The sequence below is a fragment of the Vibrio sp. 10N.261.45.E2 genome, assembly GCF_002875705.1.
In the GTDB taxonomy this organism is placed as follows: Bacteria; Pseudomonadota; Gammaproteobacteria; order Enterobacterales; family Vibrionaceae; genus Vibrio.
Genome location: NZ_MCZZ01000130.1, coordinates 21490 through 42523 on the forward strand (window position 1 = coordinate 21490; position 21034 = coordinate 42523).

A 21034-nucleotide genomic window follows, 5' to 3' on the forward strand; every position below is an offset into this window, starting at 1 on the left:
AGAAATCAGCGGCTTTTTTGCATTTGAATGCTTGTTAAAATACAAAGCTCATATGGCAAGGTTTTCTCCATTCTCATTTACTCATCCACTTTATACTAAGTTTTAAATACCTAGCTCACCGTTCTAAGCGCAAAGTTCCTAGTTAAAAACTCTCATAATTTTGCCTCCAACCAATTAAATACTCTCTTTTTAGATGGCACTGAAACATCTTCACGTATAACGAGAGTTAGGAATACTTGGCTTATTGAGTATTAAATCTTGCCTGCTTCTTAATAAAACGAACAACAAACAATCATTCAGAATAAAAACACCCAAAAGCGTTCATAAAAAAAGCAGTCAGTTGATAAGGGTATTTACAAGCGAAGGCCACCCTTATATTATGCACGCCATCGGAGGGATGGCTGAGTGGTCGAAAGCACCGGTCTTGAAAACCGGCAACCGTTAATAGCGGTTCTAGGGTTCAAATCCCTATCCCTCCACCACATTAAAGAAAGCCGCTGAGAAATCAGCGGCTTTTTTGTATCTGGAGAAAACCCCGCTTAGCAGGTCAACTATTCACAGCGAGTGCCGCTTTCAATAATTGCATGTGAATCGGTACCAAATCTTGATGCTCAGTTCGATAGCCTCCCCCAACAACACACGCCATTGGAATAGATTCTGATTTCGCTAAATTAATCATGAAGCAATCGCGTTCAAAGATCCCTTGCGTCGAAACGTTCAAGTAACCCAGTTCATCATCTTGATGGATATCGATCCCTGCATCATAAATAATCAGATCAGGTTGATGGTGAGCAATCGCTAACTTAGTGACTTGTTCAAAACAACGCAAAAACTCTTCATCTTCTGTTTCACGACTCAACGGAACATCTAAATCAGATAACGGTTTTCGTGCAGGAAAGTTTTTGTCGCAGTGGAACGACAGAGTAATGATGTCGTCATTCTCTTGGCAAAGAGTTGCTGTGCCATCACCATGATGAACATCGCTGTCGACGATAAGCACTTTATCGATATGTTCAAAGGTCAGCGCATGTTTTGCCGCTAACACCAGATCGTTCAACAAACAAAAGCCACTACCAAAATCATGATGCGCGTGATGATAACCACCACTCAAATGAATCGCTAAACCACTCTCTATTGCCATTTCAGCGGCCAAGCAGGTTCCCCCACTTGAGTAGAGTGTCCTTTCAATAAGCTGCTCGCTCCACGGAAACCCGATGCGTCTCATTTTCGCCGCGGGCAAACTACCAGAAACAAGCAAATCCACATACTCACTATCGTGAACCTGTTTTACCTGTTCAACCGAAACCGGCTCTGGTTGGAACACTTCAAACTTACTCTTCCAGAGTGGATCGCTATTCATTAACGCCTCAACCGCGCCATGTAACAGCTGGTATTTGTTGATTGGGTAACGATGGCCTTCTGGTAAAGGCAGCTGCGAATAAATTGGGTGGTAAATTAAAGGAATCATAATCGAGTTAATTGCACATCTTTCTCAAAATCATAACAGTCTCAGACTTGGCGACAACCTTAATACTCATCTTTGAGGTGATCTGCGGCTCAGCGGCAGCAGTAATGATTTTTATAGGAATGCTAATGGCCAGTTGGTGGAGCGTTGATTTTCTCGTGTTAAGCCATCAAACTTAACTAATTGAACAGAAAAGGAATCACCATGAGCGTAATTTTTATTACTGGAGCGAACCGCGGCATTGGCTTAAGCCTAACTCAACAATATTTGAAAGCTAATCATAAGGTGTATGCGACTTATCGTGATGCCAATTCAGCAAAGGAACTGCTCTCACTCGCCGAGTACAACACTAACCTTTCCTGCATTCAGTTAGAGATCACCGATTATCAAACGGTGAACCAACTTCCCTCTCAAATTCCGTCGATAGATATTTTGATTAACAATGCTGGCTACTATGGGCCAAAAGGTTACGGACTAGGTAATACCGACGTAGAAGAGTGGCGACGTGTATTCGAAGTCAATACGATTGCTCCATTGAAGCTTGTCGAAACGCTATTGCCTGTTCTAGAAAACAGTGATGTAAAAAAGGTCGCTTGCTTGTCTTCTCGAGTGGGCAGCATGACAGAGAACACCTCTGGCGGTGGCTACATCTATCGTTCTTCTAAAGCGGCTCTTAACTCCGTTGTGAAGAGTTTAAGTAACGACCTAACCGATGATGGCTTTACGGTGTTAGCTCTGCATCCAGGTTGGGTACAGACCGAAATGGGTGGGCCAAATGCTCTCATCGACACAGACACTTCGGCATCTGGCTTAATCAAAGTCATCGAATCTGCTAATACCAAAGTAAGTGGTCACTTCTTCAATTTCGATGGCACCGAAATAGACTGGTAGGCTCCCCATGAATCATCGCCTTCTTTCAAATTTACTGCGAAGCTCACCACTAGTTTTGTTAACCGTGGTGCTCGGTGGGTGTTTTGGTGAAGGTCCTGGCGACTTGTTCGACGACTATCAAACCAAGGTAGCAAGAGTGCAAGATGCTGAAGAGATCAAAGAGAACTGGGAGTTTGAAAGCCTACCGAGAAAACGAGAGCTGTTACTCGATGTACCTTCACTCTCTATCGGTCTTATCGACAGCTACCAGCTTCGTCAGTGTGGGTTATTCAATCTGATTGCCGAAAGAAACTCAGTTCTAGGCAAGGTCGCGGACGAGTTCCGCAATTATGATTATCAAGTCGCTCTACTGGAAGGTGTCGGTCAATGTTTAGCTAATAATGAGTTAGACCCAGAGATCGTGGAACTACTCAAAGAAATCGAGCAGCAGAAGCTCGCACAGTTTCCTCTACATCAATGGAATCTCCTCTATGCCAGCGATGCGATGCAGTCTCAGCTGCGTGGCAGTCAGTGGTTAAGTGCTGATATCGGCGACCAAGTACGACAAACCAGTGATGCCTTAGAACATATCAATCAAGCGTTAAACGTTCCGCTCGTTTCGGGTAAAACCACAGAGGTTCAAGAAGTACTGGAGAAGAGTTCAACGCTTGGGGATTTATACTACTCGCTGGCTCGTGCTTCGGCGGAACTGGATACCATCACCCAACAGCTGACAACTTTTGATGACAACATTATCTGTGGTAAACAGCGAGACACCACTAAGTTTCGCTATCTCAACAATGTGTTCGAGCAACAATACATTGGCAAGGTTCAGCCTTACATGGCGCAGCTAGATGGCTACTATCAACAGTTAGCACCGCAACTAATGATGTTTAACGCGCAACCTAAACTGCACAGTTACTACTTTCCCATTCAAGATGCGCATCAAGCCTTTCGTTTATCGACTCGCCGCCATGTCGACTATTGGCAGCAGCTGTTTAAACGTTGTGGGCGTAAAGTTGGACGCTAATTCCAGTATCTCGAATAAACAACTGTTCGATATCAGTATTAACTTTTAGTGCCCTTCTTAGCGTACGTACCTTTCTTGGCATAAGACTTCTTCGTTCCACCACCTTTACGGCGTTTAAAAGCGGGTCTCTCAACTTTAGGGAGATGACGAAGCGATTCTGGCACTTCCCCTGTTTTTACCTTCCCCATCAAACCATCAATCTTGCTTTCTAGCGCTTGCATGAAAGGTTGATACGCTTGATTTCGTTCTGCCATGCCTTGCAACTGGTGTTCCCAGTGTGCCGTCATGTCTGGGAAGGTAGAATCCTCAGGTAAAGCATGAATCAAACCTCTACCTGCAGGGCTGCTGTGAATGCTCTTACCTTGTCGCGTTAATAGCTGTCTTTTGAACAGTGTATCGAGAATACCCGCACGGGTTGCCTCAGTGCCAAGGCCATCGGTCTCTTTCAAAATGGCTTTCAGATCTTTGTTCGCAACAAAACGCGCGATACCTGTCATCGCTTGAAGCAATGTCGCTTCTGTGAAGTATTTTGGCGGTTCGGTTTTCTTATCACCAATCACACCTTCACGACACGTGAGCACAGTCCCTTTATCTAAAGGAGGAACCGTATCAGTACCATCACCTTTATCTTCAGTGTCTGTTTTACCCATCAACACCTTCCAACCAGGATTGATAAGCTGACGTCCTTTAGCAATGAACACGCCACCAGCGATATCGAATACCAACTTGGCATCAGCGAAAACCGCAGGTGGATAGAACTGCATCAGATACTGGCGAGCGATTTGCTGATAAATTTTCATCTCATTCGCAGACAAGCCATTCACCGATGATTTCTTCGGAGTAGGTATAATCGCGTGGTGAGCATCGACCTTACTGTCGTTCCATGCTTTTGATTTAAGTGAAAGATCCGTACCTTGAGCACCACTTTGCAGCTCTTTCGCATTGTTAGCGATAGCATCTACTACCGACTCTCGCTGTGAGTAGTGATCTTTAGGTAGATAGCGACTATCAGAACGTGGGTAAGTGATGAGTTTGTGTTTCTCGTACAACGACTGACAAGTGTCGAGAACCTGTTGAGCACTCATACCAAAACGCTTAGACGCATCAATCTGCAAAGCAGACAAGGAGTAAGGCAGTGGCGCGGCTTGTTTACTTTGCTTTTGTTCTGATTCCGTTACCGTCGCGGGTTGATTCGCAATTCGGTTAGCAACGTTCTCAACAAGCTTGCGATTGAGAACACGTCCTTCTTCATCTTGCCATGGCTTACACGCTTCGCTTGGTTTCCAACGAGCACGAATATCAAAGCTCTGACCGTTGTTTTGATAAGGGATCAAAGCATGTAGAGTAAAGTAATCTTTAGGGATGAAGTTTTCGATCTCTTCATCGCGCCTTACGACCAAACCAAGTACGGGAGTTTGCACTCGCCCAACCGACAATACGCCTTGATAACCCGCCTTTTGGCCAAGCAAGGTATAAGCGCGAGTCATATTCATTCCATACAGCCAATCGGCTCTAGAACGTGCTAAAGCTGAAATAGACAGAGGGATAAAGTCACGGTTACTGCGCATTTGAGAGAGCGCTCGTTTTACGGCAGGTAAATTCAGGTCGCTGATCAGCAGCCTGTCCATCGACTCTTTCTTGGCCTTAGACACCTTGCAGTAATCAATCACTTCATCAACTAGCAGCTGCCCTTCTCTATCCGGGTCTCCAGCGTGAACAATTTGGGTCGCGTCCTTCAATAGCTTTCGGATCACCGTGAGCTGTTTGCTTGACGTCTTGCGTGGTCTTAACTGCCACTGCTCTGGCACAATAGGAAGATCGGCTAAATTCCACTTCTTATAACGATCATCATAAGCATCTGGCTCAACCTGCTCCAATAAATGTCCAATACACCAAGTCACCACATCTCCATTGCCACATTTGATAAACCCTTGGTCTTTCTTCTGTGGATTAGGCAGTGCGGCGGCAATCGCGCGGCCGAGGCTTGGTTTTTCAGCAATAATAAGGCGAGACATGTTTTTCCAGATGCTACAAACAATTAGGGCCACATTATCTAATGTGACCCTAATAAATCAAGAAAAACTGGTTGTTTATACAGTTAGCATTCCACTATTCAAGCTTCTGCTTTCTTTATAAGAACTCAACGAACTTAGAGAAATCGCGCTCTGGCACTTTCATTGGCGTACAGCCCGGAGTACCTAGGTATAGGAAGCCAACAATTTCATCGTCGCCTTCTAGGCCAAATGCTTGGTGTACTTCTGGGTGGAACATCCATTTACCTGAGCGCCAAAAGCCTTGGAAACCTTGTGCGACTGCAGCCATTTGCATTGCCTGTGCAGCACAACCCGCAGACAGGTGTTGTTCGAATGCAGGCACTTTCTCATGCTCAGTTACCTTTGCTATGACAGTGATCACCATTGGAGCTCGGAACGGCGCTTTTTTTACTTTCTCGATAACCACTTCTTCGCTTTCATCCGCTTCAGCGGCGCGCACCAAGATGTCTGAAAGCTTTTGTAGACCAGAACCTTGCGCGATAACAAAGCGCCATGGTGTCAATGCGCCATGGTCAGGAGCTCGTAACCCGGCTTTGATGATATTTTCTAACGCGACACCTTCAGGTGCGGGATCAGAGAGTTTTGCGATTGAGCGTCTATTAAGCAATAGATCCAAAGCATCCATTTGAAGTCCTTACTATTTCTTTATTATTTGTATACTTGAACTTTAGCACAGAATACAAACGATAATAAATCTCAACGGCTGTCCATTTGGGCTAAATTAAAAACAATAAAGGCTCCTAAATCTATGACCTAGGAGCCTTATTTACCGGTTTCTTTCAAATTGATGAACGGGTGTATTCTGTTTATTAGAGCTTAATCGCTAACTCAACACCTTGGCGAATAGCGCGTACTGCATCCAACTCACCGGCATAATCAGCACCGCCTATCACATGCAGTTTGCCACCAAACTCTTGCCACATATCTTCGAACGGGCGAACCGACACTTGACCCGCACATACGATAACCGAATCTGCATCTAATACCTGTTCTTTCTTGCCAACGCTAATATGCAGGCCTTTATCATCAATCTTGTTGTAGCTCACACCGCCTAAAAGATTTACACCTCGTTTCTCTAGTGTGCGCTTGTGAATCCAACCTGTGGTTTTGCCCGGGCCTTTACCAACACGACCCGCTTTACGCTGCATCACCCAAACCGTTTTGTCGCTGAATGAATCAGGGTAAGGATACAAACCACCCGGGTGTTCCATGTTCTTATCGATACCCCACTCATGCAGCCAATCATCTAGACTGTGTGAAGTCGGCTCTGTCAGCATGGTGGCCACATCGACACCAATACCACCAGCACCAACAATCGCGACTTTTTCGCCTACTGGTGTCTTGTCGCGAATCAAGGTTTGGTAATCGACTACGTTTTCTTGGTCAATGCCCTCAATATCGAGCTTTCTTGGCTCTACGCCAGCCGCCATCACTACTTCATCGTACTTCAACAACATCTCAAACGTTGCTTCGGTATCCAGTTTCAGATTCACGCCGGAGGCATCGATTTGGTTAGCAAAGTAACGGATCGTTTCTCTGAACTCTTCTTTACCCGGAATCTGCATTGCTAATCTAAACTGGCCGCCGATACGGTCATTCTTCTCGATCAAGTCAACCTTGTGTCCACGCTGCGCTAAAGTCGTTGCACAGGCTAAACCTGCAGGGCCGGCTCCGACAACCGCTATGGTCTTAGTCGCTGGAGCTGGTTGAACAACAATTTCAGTTTCGTAACAAGCACGTGGGTTGACCAAACAGCTCGCGCGTTTACCTTTAAACACATTATCCAGACAGGCTTGGTTACAACCGATACAGGTATTGATGAACTGCGCTTGGTCTTGAGCGGCTTTGTTGACGAAATCAGGATCTGCCAAGAAAGGACGAGCCATAGACACCATATCCGCCTGCCCAGAGCTAAGAATACGTTCTGCTTCTTCTGGTGTATTAATACGGTTACAAGTGATCACAGGAATAGAAACGTGCGGTTTTACTTTTTCCGTCACCCAAGAGAATGCACCGCGTGGTACTTGCGTCGCGATAGTCGGAATACGAGCTTCGTGCCAACCGATACCCGTATTGATGATAGTCACGCCGGCCTCTTCTAGCTTTTGAGCCAGTAGCACGACATCTTCAAACGTGCTGCCTTGCTCAACCAAATCAAGCATCGACAAGCGGAAAATAATAATGAAATCCTTACCCACCGCTTCGCGAATCGATTTAACGATCTCTAACGGGAAGCGCATACGCTTCTCGTAAGAACCGCCCCATTCGTCATAACGCATGTTAGTACGCTTACAAATGAATTGGTTAATCAAGTAACCCTCAGAACCCATGATCTCAATGCCATCATAGCCAGCAACCTGAGCTAGCTCTGCACTGTTGGCAAAGGCACCGATGGTCTTTTTAATTTGACGAGGGCTCATTTCGCTCGGTGCAAACTTAGCGATTGGCGCTTTGATGCCCGAAGCACTTTGCGCGAATGGATGCATGGCATAACGACCAGCGTGCAGCAACTGAAGGGCAATTTTACCACCATGCTTGTGCACAGCTTCGGTAACAACTTGGTGCGCTTTTGCGTGCTTAACCTTGCTGAATTCAGCACTGAATGGGGTCAATCTGCCACGTAAATTAGGAGAGAAACCACCGGTAACAATAAGGCCAACGCCTCCTTTTGCTCGCTCTTCATAAAACGCGGCGAGTTTGTGGAGACCTTCTTTATTTTCTTCTAAACCTGTATGCATTGATCCCATCAATACACGGTTACGTAACTGGGTAAATCCAAGATCGAGTGGTTCAAGTAAATGTGGGTACATGGCAGACATCACTTCTATTATTTTATCCTTGTGGTCTGACCACAGTATAGTTCAATTACCAAAAGTTCAAACAACCGTTTACATTTTTGTAACACCGATCATAATGCAGAGCGTATTAATCGTTCAGAAGCCCCTAATTTGTCTACACTTAATGAGAATATATATCGATTAACAATTCTTGGTGTAGTTTGAGCTTGGGAATTATCGTAGGATACTAAGCAGTTCATATTATTGAGATTAATGGTACTACGGCTTGTTAAAGCAACGTGATCTCACTGCGGAGACAGAATGAAAAAAATATTCAAATTTATAGGCATGATCTTTAAAGGGATTTGGAAGCTCATTACGTTTGTGCGTCTTGCGCTGGTTAACCTAGTCTTTTTACTCAGTATCGCCATCATCTACTTTGTGTACTTCCATTCAGACACGGCTCAACCGACGGTTCCACAAGATTCGGCTTTAGTGCTTAACCTGTCTGGCCCTATCGTGGAACAAAGCCGCTACATTAACCCAATGGATTCAGTCACAGGTTCACTGCTTGGTAAAGATCTTCCAAAAGAGAACATCCTGTTTGATATCGTTGAAACGATTCGCTACGCAAAAGACGATGACAAAGTTACTGGTATCGTTTTAGCACTTAAAGAGTTGCCTGAAACCAACCTGACCAAGCTTCGCTACATTGCTAAAGCGTTGAACGAGTTCAAAGCAACAGGCAAACCGATTTATGCGGTGGGTGACTTTTACAACCAAAGCCAATACTACCTAGCCAGCTACGCAACTAAAGTCTTCCTATCACCAGATGGTGGCGTGCTTCTTAAAGGCTACAGTGCTTACTCGCTTTACTACAAAACCTTATTAGAGAAACTAGACGTAAACACGCACGTGTTCCGTGTGGGTACTTACAAGTCAGCTATCGAGCCTTTCATTCGTGACGACATGTCAGATGCAGCCAAAGAGTCGGCATCTCGCTGGCTAAACCAGCTATGGGGTGCGTACGTTGATGACGTCAGTAACAACCGTCAGATCGACGCTAAAACACTGAACCCAAGCATGGACACTTTCTTGAAGGAACTTGAATCTGTGGACGGTGACATTGCAAAACTGGCTGAGAAACTTGGCTTAGTGGATGAGTTAGCAACGCGCCAACAAGTTCGACTCGAGCTAGCAGATGTTTTCGGTAGTGACGGTCAAGACAGCTACAACGCGTTTAGCTATTACGATTACCGTGCAACCATGCTTCCAGATATGACCAATGAATCACACGACGTTGCCGTGATTGTAGCGAGCGGCGCAATTATGGATGGCAAGCAACCACGCGGCACCGTTGGCGGAGATACCACTGCAGCCCTACTTCGCCAAGCACGTAACGACGATAAGGTTAAAGCTGTTGTACTTCGTGTAGATAGCCCTGGCGGCAGTGCCTTTGCTTCAGAAGTGATTCGTAATGAAATAGAAACAATCAAGCAAGCGGGCAAGCCGGTTGTTGTCTCGATGTCGAGCCTTGCCGCTTCTGGTGGTTACTGGATCTCGATGGGCGCGGATAAGATCCTAGCTCAGCCAACCACACTAACGGGTTCTATAGGTATCTTTAGTGTTATTACCACCTTCGAAAAAGGGCTAAACGATATTGGTGTTTACACGGATGGCGTTGGTACCTCACCTTTTTCTGGTCTTGGTATTACCACTGGACTTAGCGACGGCGCAAAAGATGCATTCCAAATGGGCATTGAAAACGGATACCGCCGATTCATTAGCTTAGTTGGGGAAAATCGAGGCATGGACGTCGATGCTGTCGACAAGATTGCTCAAGGTCGAGTCTGGACAGGTCAAGATGCGATCCAGAAAGGCCTAGTCGATGAGATTGGTGATTTCGATGATGCGATTGCAGCGGCAGCTTCACTTGCAGAGCTTGAAAACTACAACATCTACTGGGTAGAAGAGCCACTTTCAGCCACTGAACAATTTATTCAAGAATTTATGAACCAAGTTCAGATGTCGCTAGGTCTTGATATTCAGTCGATGATTCCAAGCAGTTTACAGCCTGTTACTCAGCAGTTAGCTCAAGATAGCCAGCTGTTAGGCAACTTTAACGACCCACAAGGCCGATACGCTTTTTGCTTAAATTGCCAAGTTCAATAAGTTAAGCCAATAGTTAAATATTCAAGAGGCGTCTCTGTGTTAGGCGCCTCTTTTTATTGCATGATAATTCGCTATAATCGCCCCCCTGTTCCCTATATCACACTAAGTATTAATCGCCATGGAAAGAAAACACATCTATATCGCGTATACCGGCGGCACAATTGGCATGCAGAAGTCTATTGACCACGGCTATGTTCCAGTCGCAGGTTTCATGGATAAGCAACTAGCTGGCATGCCTGAATTCCATCGCCCAGAGATGCCTGAGTACACCATTCACGAATACTCTCCATTAATGGACTCTTCAGATATGACGCCACTTGATTGGCAGACTATCGCTGATGACATTCGCGCGAACTACGATAAGTACGATGGTTTCGTTATCCTGCATGGCACAGACACTATGGCTTACACTGCCTCAGCGCTGTCTTTCATGCTTGAGAACCTCGGCAAACCTGTGATTGTTACGGGCTCTCAGATCCCATTAGCAGAGCTTCGTTCGGATGGACAAGCCAACCTGCTAAATGCGCTGCACATTGCTGCAAACTACCCAATCAATGAAGTGACACTGTTCTTCAACAACAAGTTGATGCGTGGTAACCGCAGCACAAAATCACACGCAGATGGCTTCAATGCGTTTACTTCTCCAAACCTAAATCCATTGCTAGAAGCGGGTATCAATATCCAGCTCAGCAATAACGTTAAGGTAAACGAACAACCTGAAGGTGCTTTCAAGGTTCATAACATTACGCCACAACCTATCGGCGTAATCACAATGTACCCAGGCATCTCACACGAAGTGATCCGTAACACGCTTTTACAGCCTGTTAATGCGATGATCCTGCTGACTTTTGGTGTGGGTAACGCACCACAAAATCCAGAACTACTTCAGCACCTAAAAGATGCCTCAGAGCGCGGCGTGATTGTAGTGAACCTAACTCAATGTTTGGCGGGTAAAGTGAACATGGGTGGTTACGCGACGGGTTGTGCACTTGCAGAAGCTGGCGTTGTGAGTGGTTATGATATGACACCTGAAGCAGCACTGGCGAAGTTACATTATCTATTGAGCCAAAACCTAAGCTACGAAGAAGTGAAAGCTCAGATGCAACAAGTGTTGCGCGGTGAGATGAGCTTATAACCCGTTCAGGGATTCACGTTAAGCTCGGTTACTCTATAAAAGTAATGGTAGCTTAACGTGAACTAAATCGTTTTATTACTTATAAATAAACAAGTTAAACTAAAAGGGGTGGCACATTGCCACCCCTTTGTTGTAATTTAAGCTTAATGATTCGGGTTAACTCTAACGATGTCTTCTTGATCTGACTTAAACTGTTTCTTTAGTTCAGACTTAGATTTAAAGCTAATCTCACCACCAGCTGCAATTGTCATATGTTGAGCTTCAGAGTTATGTTTAGATTGATATAACATCACCGCTTGCATACACGAGTCGCGCTGTTCTTTTGAGAGCGCCGTACCTTCTGGCCATTTACCCGTTTCAACGGCGTAGGTTAAACGTTCGTAGACCTCGGGTGTCATTGCGCTAAGAAGTTGTTCTGCATCCATGGAAAAGCCTTAGTTTTAACAATTTTCACCAGAAAATAACCCGTAACAGGATTGAGTCAAGAACCTGACCAATAATAAGTGCATTTGATCACAAGTGAAGGAATATGAAAATTATGAAATGGTTGGCGATCAGCCTATTGCCTTTCACTCTGGTTGGGTGTCTTGAAGGGAATAAAAATACCGACCAACTTTGCCAAAGCAACCCTGGTCTTCAGTGTGAACAATTGAACATGAATGATGGTCAATGTCGTGTCGCTCGTACCGACCTTATCTGGCATCGATTTGAAGTTCAGAAGCAACCCTCCGAAATCAATAAGATTAAAGAATTCGAGTTAGTCACTGCCTATAAAAAGTGCCTAGAGCTTGCCGCACAAATTGAGACGATTGATCAATCTAAACTGCAAGAGCGTCGCTTTACCTCCTTAATGCACAGCATCGAAGAGTCTGAGCGTATTGTTGGTGAATTATCACAATCCGATACTCCAGAAACACTTTACTTCTTGTGGTCGCAAACAGGGGACACCAACGCCAGACGCAGCTTCCTACAACTAGAAGGCACAGAAGCGTTGAACACGGCCGAGATGCAATATGCTTTAGCGACCTTCTATACTACCCGCGATCATATAAAGACACTTAAACTACTCAATAACGCGCTCACGCTTTCAAACGGTTCAGTCGCGAACACTGAGATTTTCAAGTCGATGGCCAGCATTAACCATAGCCTAGGTCATATGGAAAAAGCGTACGTTTGGGCAATGGTTGCTAAAGACTTTGATGTACCAATTGCTTCTGAAGCCGAGCTCACAGTGTTGTACCACTTCGACAAGACGACCTATAAAAAGCTAAATAAAGACGCAGACAACATTGTCGAAGCTATTGAGGATGGGATTTACAGCCCTTCAATCGTTCCGAGTTACTGATCACACCGTTTATTGTGTTCTAACCTAAGCTTCCTATTCGCCCGTTTTCAAAAAAACAGCTACCTTTCTGGTAGCTGTTTTTATTTGTACTAGAGTTAACTCTGAAATTCCGAAATCTTGGGCGGTTCAGTATTCCTAAATCGACAAATGCGACTTGTAAGGATTAGACAATAGTTACAAGTTATTTCGTACTTTCGTCATTTTTGTTGAAAATTAACGACACCGAATTAACACAGAACCGTTCACCTGTCGTCTTCGGACCATCAGGAAAAACGTGACCTAAATGGCTATCACAAGCAGCACAACGAATCTCTACACGCTTCATTCCGTGACTTAGATCCTCTAGATAGCGTACTGCTTCATCATTGACTGGTGCATCAAAGCTTGGCCAACCACACCCAGAGTCGTATTTGTTATCCGACAGAAACAAAGGGCTTTCACAGCATGTGCAACTATAGACACCAGTCTTATGGTTGTGCAGTAACTTACCGCTATATGGGGCTTCAGTACCACGCTCACGACACACTGAAAATTCGTCGTCTGTTAGGCGTTCACGCCAGTATTCATCAGGCTTTATCATCTTTCCTCCCTTTTGAATCACGTTAATATCTCTCCACATTCTCAGTTATTATATTTACTTTTTTCTATAAAGGCTTGCATATGAGTCGTTTTGTAGCACATACTTTCTCACCAGGAAACATTGTACATATACACTCATAAGTGAATCATCATTTAGGGGTATTTTACCCAACTGGAAGGGTACAGAGCCACTTGCAATGGTCAATTTTCAATCACTTACACCCAATTGTTAAGAAAAGCGTCGCTTTTTTTTGACATTAAACAAGTTAAGTCGGATTATCTATTGCAGATGTATACTGGATTCTGTAATTTTACTACCAGTTATCTTTAATCAGAAATTAAGTTGTGGAGCAACTACAATGACTATCAAAGTAGGTATTAACGGTTTTGGCCGTATCGGCCGTTTCGTATTCCGCGCAGCTCAAGAGCGTGCAGACATCGAAGTAGTAGGTATTAACGATCTAATCGACGTAGAGTACATGGCATACATGCTTAAGTACGACTCAACTCACGGCCGTTTCAACGGTACTGTTGAAGTTGAAGGCGGTAACCTAATCGTTAACGGTAAAACTGTACGTGTTACAGCTGAGCGTAACCCAGAAGACCTTAAGTGGGATGCAATCGACGTAGACGTAGTTGCTGAAGCAACTGGTCTTTTCCTAACTGACGAGACTGCACGTAAGCACATCACTGCTGGCGCTAAAAAAGTAGTTCTTACTGGTCCTTCTAAAGATGCAACTCCAATGTTCGTAATGGGCGTTAACCAAGCATCTTACGCTGGTCAAGACATCGTTTCTAACGCTTCTTGTACTACTAACTGTCTTGCACCTATCGCTAAAGTACTTAACGATAAGTGGGGCATTGAGTCTGGTCTTATGACTACAGTTCACGCTACTACAGCAACTCAAAAAACTGTAGATGGCCCTTCTGCTAAAGACTGGCGCGGTGGCCGTGGTGCTTCTCAAAACATCATCCCATCTTCAACTGGTGCTGCTAAAGCTGTAGGCGTTGTTCTTCCAGAACTAAACGGCCTTCTAACTGGTATGGCTTTCCGTGTACCAACTGCTAACGTATCTGTCGTTGACCTAACAGTTAACCTAAAAGAAGCTGCATCTTACGAAGAAATTTGTGCTGCAATGAAAGAAGCTTCTGAAGGCGAAATGGCTGGCGTTCTTGGTTACACTGAAGACCAAGTAGTATCACAAGATTTCATCGGTGAAGTTCAAACTTCAGTATTCGATGCTAAAGCTGGTGTTGCTCTAACTGACAAATTCGTTAAAGTTGTATCTTGGTACGACAACGAAATCGGTTACTCAAACAAAGTTCTAGACCTAATCGCTCACATCTCTAAGTAATTTCTTTTTAGAAATAGCTTTAGATAAGCATTAGCGAAGACTGTTTTGAGCAGACTTTGAAAAAGGCGACCTTAGTGTCGCCTTTTTAATACCTGCTATCTTTTAAATCGCGTCTAATTAAACTAATCAAGATAGCCAAAACGCAAAATTCAATTCTAATACTGACTCTGCTTGTTACTCATGAAAACACAAGCATCGCTCTAGTCAGTATTTGAATTCAATTTCCTTAGAAGGATCATGTAATGGATTTATCTACTCTACCTGCACTAGCTGTACTTTCTGATAACGTGACTATCGTTGAGCATGAAGGTGTAAAACTGGTTCGCGTTATTCACGATAAAGCAAACGCAGCGATTTCACTGTTTGGCGGCCATGTGGTGTCATTCCAACCGCAAGGTCAAGAAGACCTAATTTGGATGAGCCAACAGGCTAAATTCGACGGTAAAACGGCTCTGCGTGGTGGTATTCCAGTATGTTGGCCTTGGTTTGGTCGCATTGCAGCACCTGCACATGGTTTTGCTCGTTCAAGCGAGTGGCAGTTGGTTGAACACCGTGAAAGCGAAGCTGGCGTGATTGTTAGCTTAGGTCTGAAGCCAAGCGAAGAAACGCTAGCAGTATGGCCTCATCAGTTCGATGCTCGTTTGAATGTAGAGATTAGCGACGAGCTAAAAGTGACTTTGGACGTGAAGAATACCGATGAGCAACCATGGACTTTCTCTGGCGCGCTGCACACCTACCTAAACGTTGGTGATATTCACAATACAACCACAACGGGTATGGGTGCTGAGTACATTGATAGCCTGCAAGGTGGCAAGATCTGTCAAGGTGGCTCAGAACTGGTACTAACCGACACGATTGATCGCGTTTACACACAACCAGAAGCGCAAATCTTTGTTGCTGACAAGAAGCTGGATCGCACACTAACAGTTGAAAACCACGGCCATAACTCTGCCGTACTGTGGAACCCGTGGGCAGAAGGTGCAACCAGTATGGGCGACATGCAAGACGACGGTTACCTAACCATGCTATGTGTTGAATCAACACTGCACGCACCAAGTCTAGAAGCTGGCAAAACACTTCAGCCTGGCGAGAGCCACCAGCTGATTACAGTTATTTCCTCAAACTAGACCTCTAGCTAATTTAATTAAAAACAAAAATGCAGCTCATTGAGCTGCATTTTTTTATTGTTCGAACTTCTCTCGTATCGCTTACTAATCAGCGTTTTAGCAAAAGTCAATTGAGCTACCTCCTCTTCGTTCAAAGCCACACCACTTAGCATTCATCACTTAAATTTATAAATATAAGCATCAATTCATTAATTATTATCAATTACTGCCGATAAATAAGTACCTATGATAGAAAGCTCAATAACAAACATCCTTAAAACCACTTAACAACACCTCAATGAAGACAGGATAGTGAATTCATGCTCGAGAAATACAAAAATCAAAGTGTTGGCTTCCAACTTAAGTTGGTCATTTTGCTGTGCTTGCTTATCGCCTTTAGCTCCATTGCAACACTCGTGTACCGCAATGCCTCACAGGTGTTATTAGACAATACGTTAAGGGAACACCAATCCAAAGTAGAAGCGATGGCCAAAACCATCTCGGGTCAATTCGATGCCTACCTGCATACCGCCAAAGTTTTAGAATCCACTTTTCGTAACGGTTACCTAGCAGGTGTTTATGTTGAAAATTATGACGTTGAATTCAACGGCCATTCAATTCCCAACATGACTCAATACGGTGAGAGCCTAATCAACGACACCAAGCTGGTTGATAGCTTTACCCGCGACACGGGCGCTGTAGCGACTTTGTTTGCCCCATTTGGCGATGACTTTATTCGTGTGTCTACGTCTCTTAAAAAACCTTCTGGTGAGCGAGTTGTTGCGACCACACTAGGCCAAAACCATCCGGGCTATAACAAGCTCAAAAATGGCCAGCCTTATTATGCTCAGGTACAACTGTTTGGTCAGCGTTACATTACCTACTATGCACCTTTAACCAATGCACAAGGCAAAGTAAACGGTGTTTCTTTCATTGGCTTGCCTGTAGAAGAGGCAACACAAAGCCTATTTGAATCTTTGCGCTCTGTATCATGGGGTGACACCGGATACACCATCATTGTAGATAACGAGAAAGAACATCAAGGTCAGTACTTATTGCACCCTACCCTTGCTGGCGGCGGCAAATCGATTATTGATGTTGCCGATTACGATGGCAACAAACCTTTCTATCAACTCTTCGAACAATCATCAGGCCTGATTCGATACCCATATGAGTATCAAGAAACGGTTGGTGAGAAGTACTTGGTGTATACCGAAGTTCCAGGTTGGAACTGGAAACTACTCGGCGGTACCTTTATCAAAGAAGTGACTAAAGGCAGCGACGAATTGTTGAAACTCATCGCCATTATTGCGACCTTAATTGCTGCTGCTACCATTGTCGCGTTGACCTTTGTGTTGAACCGCACACTCACGCCACTCACGACTTTAAATGAGTACATGCTGCGTTTAGGAAAAGGCGAAGTAAGCTTACATATTCCAAACAATGGTAAGCAAACTAAGAACGAAATCAGCAACCTAAATACCGGAGTAGCGAACATGGCTGCTCAACTAAATACTCTTGTGGGTGAAATTCGCGCGACCAGCGACCAAGTACAGAACAGCTCAAGCAGTGTCTCACAAGATGCTAGCCACAATTTGAGCCAATCTGATCGCCAGCAAGCACAGGTTGAGCAAGTCGTTACTGCCATAGAAGAGATGGCCACCTCTGCTGAATCAGTGGCTCAGCAAGTGAACAGCATTGCTGAAAATGTTCGCCTTGCTAATGAAGACAGCCAGAAGGGTTTAGAGGTCGTTGAAGGTGTGTGTATTGATGTTGCCCAGCTGAATGATCAATTAGACAAATCAGCATCGGCCATCGAGCAAGTAAGCTCTGATAGCGAAAGTATTCAAACCGTCACCAAGATGATTGATGACATTGCAGAACAAACCAACTTGCTTGCATTAAACGCTGCGATAGAAGCGGCGCGTGCGGGTGAGCAAGGTCGTGGCTTTGCTGTGGTAGCCGATGAAGTAAGAACACTGGCTCACCGCACACAAACATCAGTCCAAGACGTAGTAAGCATTATAGAGAAGCTAAAGTCTTCAACCCACAATGCCGTAAACCTGATGACGCAAAGCCAATCGAATGCCAACCAAGTTCTCGATAAAGCGCAAGAGGCTGGCACCGCACTAGAGTCAATAGCCTCTCAAGTTGAATCCATTGCTTCTCAAGCAGAAACCATTGCTGCAACATCAGAAGAGCAAGCACAGGTTTCTCAAGAGATAGCAGCGAACGCGCATGCGATCAGCGATTTGAACCAGCAGAGCCGAGAAACCAGCGCTAAGACCTCTCACAGTGCTGACGAGCTCCAAAAACAAGCGGAGTCGTTGAAAGATCAAGTTAACTTCTTTAGCTAGAAGCTGAGTTCACTGTTTTATCAACGACTCATTCATAACCAATAGAGCCAACCATGTGTTGGCTCTACCTTTTCACTGACTGGTTCTATTATTCACAGATTGTCGTTAACCAAGACAGCTGCGTTTATTCTAGCGCCCCACTATGCTTCCTGTTAAAATTTTGGACTTGAAATTTCTACCTCGAGTTCGCAATGACTTACCAATGCCCTTTGTGTCACCAGCCTTTATCTCAAAACGATCGTACGTTTAAGTGTGTAAAGAACCATCAGTTCGATTTAGCAAAAGAAGGCTATGTCAATTTGATGCCTGCGCACCACAAACGTTCAAAAGATCCAGGTGACAACAAAGAGATGATGCAGGCACGTCGTCGCTTCCTTGAAGGCACCCACTACGATCCAATGCGCCAAGCTGTGGTGACATTGTGTTCTCACTATCTACCAGAAGAGGCGCCTAGCCTGTTGGATATTGGTTGTGGCGAAGGTTATTACACCAACGAAATTGCTGTGAATCTTCAAGAAAAAAATGGTGCTACTTTTGGCCTAGATATATCTAAGATCGCTATCAAATACGCCGCTAAACGCTACCCTGCTGTCGACTTCTCTGTTGCTTCTAGCCATCGTCTACCCTTTGCTGAAAACAGCTTAGACGGTATTCTACGCATTTACGCGCCTTGCAAAGCTGAAGAGCTACAGCGCACCATCAAAGAGAATGGTGTGGTGATCACCGTGACACCCGCTAGCCGACACCTATACCAACTGCGTGATGCAATTTATGATGGCGTTCGCTTACACGACGAAAATCCAGAAGTGATCGAAGGTTTTACGCTTGAACACCAAGAGCAACTAAACTATATGATGGAACTATCGGGGTCAGATGCATTCGACCTGCTACAGATGACGCCGTTTGCTTGGAAGGCGAGTGAAGAGTTTAAACAACAACTCACCGAGGCAGAGCAATTCAACTGTGAGGCTGACTTTATGCTGCGAGTGTACCGCAAACACATTTAATTGATATTGATTATCGTTTGCATTGAATTCTTATCTTGCCTCCTTTAGTATGCGTGTTCTTCAAGGAGGCATTTTATGCAACGTATTATTCTTATCGGATTAGCTACTCTTCTCACGGCTTGTGCTAGTCAACCTGCAAAAGACACTTCTCAAAAAGTGGTTCAACCGGAAACCGTTTCCACATTCTATGACTACCAGTTCGCTTCTCCACAAGGCGAAACACTGTCTCTCGATGTATTACCTCAGCAGTTGATTGACGCTGATGTGGTTCTTATTGGGGAATGGCACACTCATTCTGCTATTCACCGCTTCCAAACTGACTTCTTAAAAACGCGCCGCAACGCAACCTCAAACATTGCGCTTTCAATGGAACAGTTCACTCGAGAGCATCAAGCCACACTCGACCAATACTTAAACGGCGAAATTGGCGAACAAATTCTCATGTCTGAAGCGGCAGCTTGGCCAAACTACGAAAGTGATTACCGCGCGTTAGTTGAGTTCGCCAAAGCCAACGACGTCGATGTTATTGCGGCAAATGCACCAAAGCCATTTGTGCAGTGTATTGGCCGTAAAGGCTTGCCTTATCTAGACCAGCTATCAACCGAGCAGCGTCAATGGATTGCTTCTGAAGTGGATACCGGCGATAGCCCTTACAAAGAAAAGTTCATGGCTTCTATGCATCACGGCACCCCAGGACAAACAGAAAAACAGTTTGCCGCTCAGGTCACCTGGGACGAAACCATGGCAGAATCGATTGTGAAATACCTAGCATCAAATCCTGGTAAACAAGTGATTCATGTGGCAGGTAAGTTCCACACAGAGGGAGGTTTAGGTACGGCGGCATCGATTCTGCGTCGTAACCCTGATTTGAAAATTGCCATCATCAGCCCAGTTGAAGAAATCTCATCGGATAGCAGTGATTATCAACTTGAAGTGCTTTCGCCACCGGCTCGCTTTGTAAAAAAAGAGAACCGAATGAAGGCATACAAACACCTATCAAAACGTAGCGCTAGCCTAGAGTGTGACTAAACCATCCTTATAAGCTAGAGAGTCGATGGGCTAATCCTAGATAATTAGTCCATCGTCACAACTTGCTCACGTTCCCATCATTCATCCTAACTCTATCTAAAATTAAACATTCTTATCGGCACAAGACTTGCTTTGCTTAGGCAATAGGCAATAGGCAATAGGCAATAGGCAATTTAACAAAGCAGATGAAAATATAATGTGCGAACAAAAAAACATCACTATCGATGATTAATTGCACAAGTTTTTCACACCTCTGCCGATACTATATTTAAGGATAGGTAAGGAGAGCGATATGACGCCAGTAGGAACGAGTAATACTCAGCTGTATTCACCTTCGCAAATGAACACACAAACCAAGAGTGCAGAAGCTGAAAAGCCTGCCCCTCTTAAGGTTGAGCAAAATACCGTAAAGCTCTCTGATGAGGGTAAAGCCTTATTATCTGCTCTTAAAGAAATCGATAAAGAAGCCAAGAAAATCGAAGCGGAAAATGAAACAGTGACCGATAAGGTTGAGTCATTTGCTCATGGTGCACTAGGTATGGATCACCCTGATAAGATTGAAGAGGAAGACGATGGTTCTTATTCAGCAGGGCAATATCTATCCGCAGCGGCAACCGTTGGTGGCATTCTTCTCGCTCTGATTTAACGCTACCTTCAACCTGTACCCTTCCCTCCACTGACCTCTTTTACATTGGCCAATGCATGCCTTGCCTATCACCCGTCGCAAAAAGTAATTTATCGTCACGATAACAG

At 44.7% G+C, this 21034-nt stretch carries 17 protein-coding genes and 1 tRNA gene; 12 read left to right on the plus strand and 6 right to left on the minus strand.

All coding sequences use genetic code 11. The annotated features are described in order from the left end of the window. Positions 1-391: 391 nt before the first annotated feature. A tRNA-Ser gene (locus BCT34_RS14470) sits at positions 392-482 on the plus strand. 65 nt (positions 483-547) lie between these two features. Here the strand turns inward: BCT34_RS14470 and BCT34_RS14475 are convergent. Next, the gene (locus BCT34_RS14475) at positions 548-1468 is read right to left on the minus strand and encodes a histone deacetylase (protein ID WP_076653523.1); all 921 of its coding nucleotides are present in this window, start codon (positions 1466-1468) and stop codon (positions 548-550) included. Between the two features lie 201 nt (positions 1469-1669). On the opposite strand from BCT34_RS14475, the gene BCT34_RS14480 reads away from it, so the two are divergent. Both BCT34_RS14480 and BCT34_RS14485 read left to right on the plus strand, forming a co-directional pair. After that, on the plus strand, positions 1670-2356 hold the full coding sequence (locus tag BCT34_RS14480; RefSeq protein ID WP_076653526.1) for an SDR family oxidoreductase: 687 nt from the start codon (positions 1670-1672) through the stop codon (positions 2354-2356). Between the two features lie 7 nt (positions 2357-2363). After that, entirely contained in the window at positions 2364-3365 is a 1002-nt protein-coding gene (locus BCT34_RS14485; protein ID WP_076653528.1) for a DUF3080 domain-containing protein, read from the plus strand. Positions 3366-3403: 38 nt separating this feature from the next. On the opposite strand, the gene BCT34_RS14490 is transcribed toward BCT34_RS14485, so the two are convergent. From BCT34_RS14490 to BCT34_RS14500, 3 genes are all read right to left on the minus strand, one after another. Beyond that, on the minus strand, positions 3404-5380 hold the full coding sequence (locus BCT34_RS14490; protein WP_076653530.1) for a DNA topoisomerase III: 1977 nt from the start codon (positions 5378-5380) through the stop codon (positions 3404-3406). Between the two features lie 115 nt (positions 5381-5495). Then, a complete protein-coding gene (locus BCT34_RS14495; protein WP_076653532.1) occupies positions 5496-6044 on the minus strand; it encodes an NAD(P)H nitroreductase in 549 nt (182 codons plus the stop codon). 184 nt (positions 6045-6228) lie between these two features. Beyond that, entirely contained in the window at positions 6229-8238 is a 2010-nt protein-coding gene (locus BCT34_RS14500; RefSeq protein ID WP_076653535.1) for an NADPH-dependent 2,4-dienoyl-CoA reductase, read from the minus strand. Positions 8239-8517: 279 nt separating this feature from the next. On the opposite strand from BCT34_RS14500, the gene sppA reads away from it, so the two are divergent. Both sppA and ansA read left to right on the plus strand, forming a co-directional pair. Continuing rightward, on the plus strand, positions 8518-10368 hold the full coding sequence (gene sppA, locus BCT34_RS14505) for a signal peptide peptidase SppA (protein WP_076653538.1): 1851 nt from the start codon (positions 8518-8520) through the stop codon (positions 10366-10368). A 118-nt stretch (positions 10369-10486) separates the two neighbouring features. Beyond that, on the plus strand, positions 10487-11503 hold the full coding sequence (gene ansA, locus BCT34_RS14510) for an asparaginase (RefSeq protein ID WP_076653540.1): 1017 nt from the start codon (positions 10487-10489) through the stop codon (positions 11501-11503). A gap of 143 nt (positions 11504-11646) precedes the next feature. Here ansA and BCT34_RS14515 read toward each other — a convergent pair whose 3' ends face one another. Next, a complete protein-coding gene (locus BCT34_RS14515; RefSeq protein ID WP_010437067.1) occupies positions 11647-11928 on the minus strand; it encodes a DUF1315 family protein in 282 nt (93 codons plus the stop codon). A gap of 113 nt (positions 11929-12041) precedes the next feature. Between BCT34_RS14515 and BCT34_RS14520 the strand changes: the two genes are divergently transcribed. Then, positions 12042-12848, plus strand: coding sequence for a DUF2989 domain-containing protein (locus BCT34_RS14520; protein WP_076653543.1), 807 nt, complete (start codon positions 12042-12044; stop codon positions 12846-12848). 181 nt (positions 12849-13029) lie between these two features. Here the strand turns inward: BCT34_RS14520 and msrB are convergent, their stop codons facing one another. Then, entirely contained in the window at positions 13030-13467 is a 438-nt protein-coding gene (gene msrB / locus BCT34_RS14525) for a peptide-methionine (R)-S-oxide reductase MsrB (protein WP_076653545.1), read from the minus strand. A gap of 319 nt (positions 13468-13786) precedes the next feature. Between msrB and gap the strand changes: the two genes are divergently transcribed. From gap to BCT34_RS14555, 6 genes are all read left to right on the plus strand, one after another. Beyond that, on the plus strand, positions 13787-14782 hold the full coding sequence (gene gap / locus BCT34_RS14530) for a type I glyceraldehyde-3-phosphate dehydrogenase (RefSeq protein WP_017059382.1): 996 nt from the start codon (positions 13787-13789) through the stop codon (positions 14780-14782). A 242-nt stretch (positions 14783-15024) separates the two neighbouring features. Next, positions 15025-15909: a D-hexose-6-phosphate mutarotase gene (locus BCT34_RS14535; RefSeq protein ID WP_076653548.1), complete on the plus strand. Its 885-nt coding sequence runs from the start codon at positions 15025-15027 to the stop codon at positions 15907-15909. Positions 15910-16208: 299 nt separating this feature from the next. Further along, the gene (locus tag BCT34_RS14540; protein ID WP_076653551.1) at positions 16209-18245 is read left to right on the plus strand and encodes a methyl-accepting chemotaxis protein; all 2037 of its coding nucleotides are present in this window, start codon (positions 16209-16211) and stop codon (positions 18243-18245) included. A gap of 191 nt (positions 18246-18436) precedes the next feature. Further along, positions 18437-19252, plus strand: a complete 816-nt coding sequence (gene rlmA / locus BCT34_RS14545) for a 23S rRNA (guanine(745)-N(1))-methyltransferase (RefSeq protein ID WP_076653554.1) — start codon at positions 18437-18439, stop codon at positions 19250-19252. 75 nt (positions 19253-19327) lie between these two features. Then, positions 19328-20281 carry a ChaN family lipoprotein gene (locus BCT34_RS14550; protein WP_076653556.1) on the plus strand — a complete coding sequence of 318 codons (954 nt, stop codon included), beginning with the start codon at positions 19328-19330 and terminating at the stop codon, positions 20279-20281. 292 nt (positions 20282-20573) lie between these two features. After that, entirely contained in the window at positions 20574-20927 is a 354-nt protein-coding gene (locus BCT34_RS14555; protein ID WP_076653558.1) for a hypothetical protein, read from the plus strand. Positions 20928-21034: the final 107 nt, after the last annotated feature.

Coding starts and splice junctions, on each gene's coding strand:
- BCT34_RS14550 (WP_076653556.1), top strand. CDS start 19,328: ATGCAACGTATTATTCTTATCGGATTAGCTACTCTTCTCACGGCTTGT.
- gap (WP_017059382.1), top strand. CDS start 13,787: ATGACTATCAAAGTAGGTATTAACGGTTTTGGCCGTATCGGCCGTTTC.
- msrB (WP_076653545.1), bottom strand. CDS start 13,467: ATGTGGAGAGATATTAACGTGATTCAAAAGGGAGGAAAGATGATAAAG.
- ansA (WP_076653540.1), top strand. CDS start 10,487: ATGGAAAGAAAACACATCTATATCGCGTATACCGGCGGCACAATTGGC.
- BCT34_RS14495 (WP_076653532.1), bottom strand. CDS start 6,044: ATGGATGCTTTGGATCTATTGCTTAATAGACGCTCAATCGCAAAACTC.
- BCT34_RS14555 (WP_076653558.1), top strand. CDS start 20,574: ATGACGCCAGTAGGAACGAGTAATACTCAGCTGTATTCACCTTCGCAA.
- BCT34_RS14475 (WP_076653523.1), bottom strand. CDS start 1,468: ATGATTCCTTTAATTTACCACCCAATTTATTCGCAGCTGCCTTTACCA.
- rlmA (WP_076653554.1), top strand. CDS start 18,437: ATGACTTACCAATGCCCTTTGTGTCACCAGCCTTTATCTCAAAACGAT.
- BCT34_RS14485 (WP_076653528.1), top strand. CDS start 2,364: ATGAATCATCGCCTTCTTTCAAATTTACTGCGAAGCTCACCACTAGTT.
- BCT34_RS14515 (WP_010437067.1), bottom strand. CDS start 11,928: ATGGATGCAGAACAACTTCTTAGCGCAATGACACCCGAGGTCTACGAA.
- BCT34_RS14480 (WP_076653526.1), top strand. CDS start 1,670: ATGAGCGTAATTTTTATTACTGGAGCGAACCGCGGCATTGGCTTAAGC.
- sppA (WP_076653538.1), top strand. CDS start 8,518: ATGAAAAAAATATTCAAATTTATAGGCATGATCTTTAAAGGGATTTGG.
- BCT34_RS14535 (WP_076653548.1), top strand. CDS start 15,025: ATGGATTTATCTACTCTACCTGCACTAGCTGTACTTTCTGATAACGTG.
- BCT34_RS14490 (WP_076653530.1), bottom strand. CDS start 5,380: ATGTCTCGCCTTATTATTGCTGAAAAACCAAGCCTCGGCCGCGCGATT.
- BCT34_RS14520 (WP_076653543.1), top strand. CDS start 12,042: ATGAAATGGTTGGCGATCAGCCTATTGCCTTTCACTCTGGTTGGGTGT.
- BCT34_RS14540 (WP_076653551.1), top strand. CDS start 16,209: ATGCTCGAGAAATACAAAAATCAAAGTGTTGGCTTCCAACTTAAGTTG.
- BCT34_RS14500 (WP_076653535.1), bottom strand. CDS start 8,238: ATGTCTGCCATGTACCCACATTTACTTGAACCACTCGATCTTGGATTT.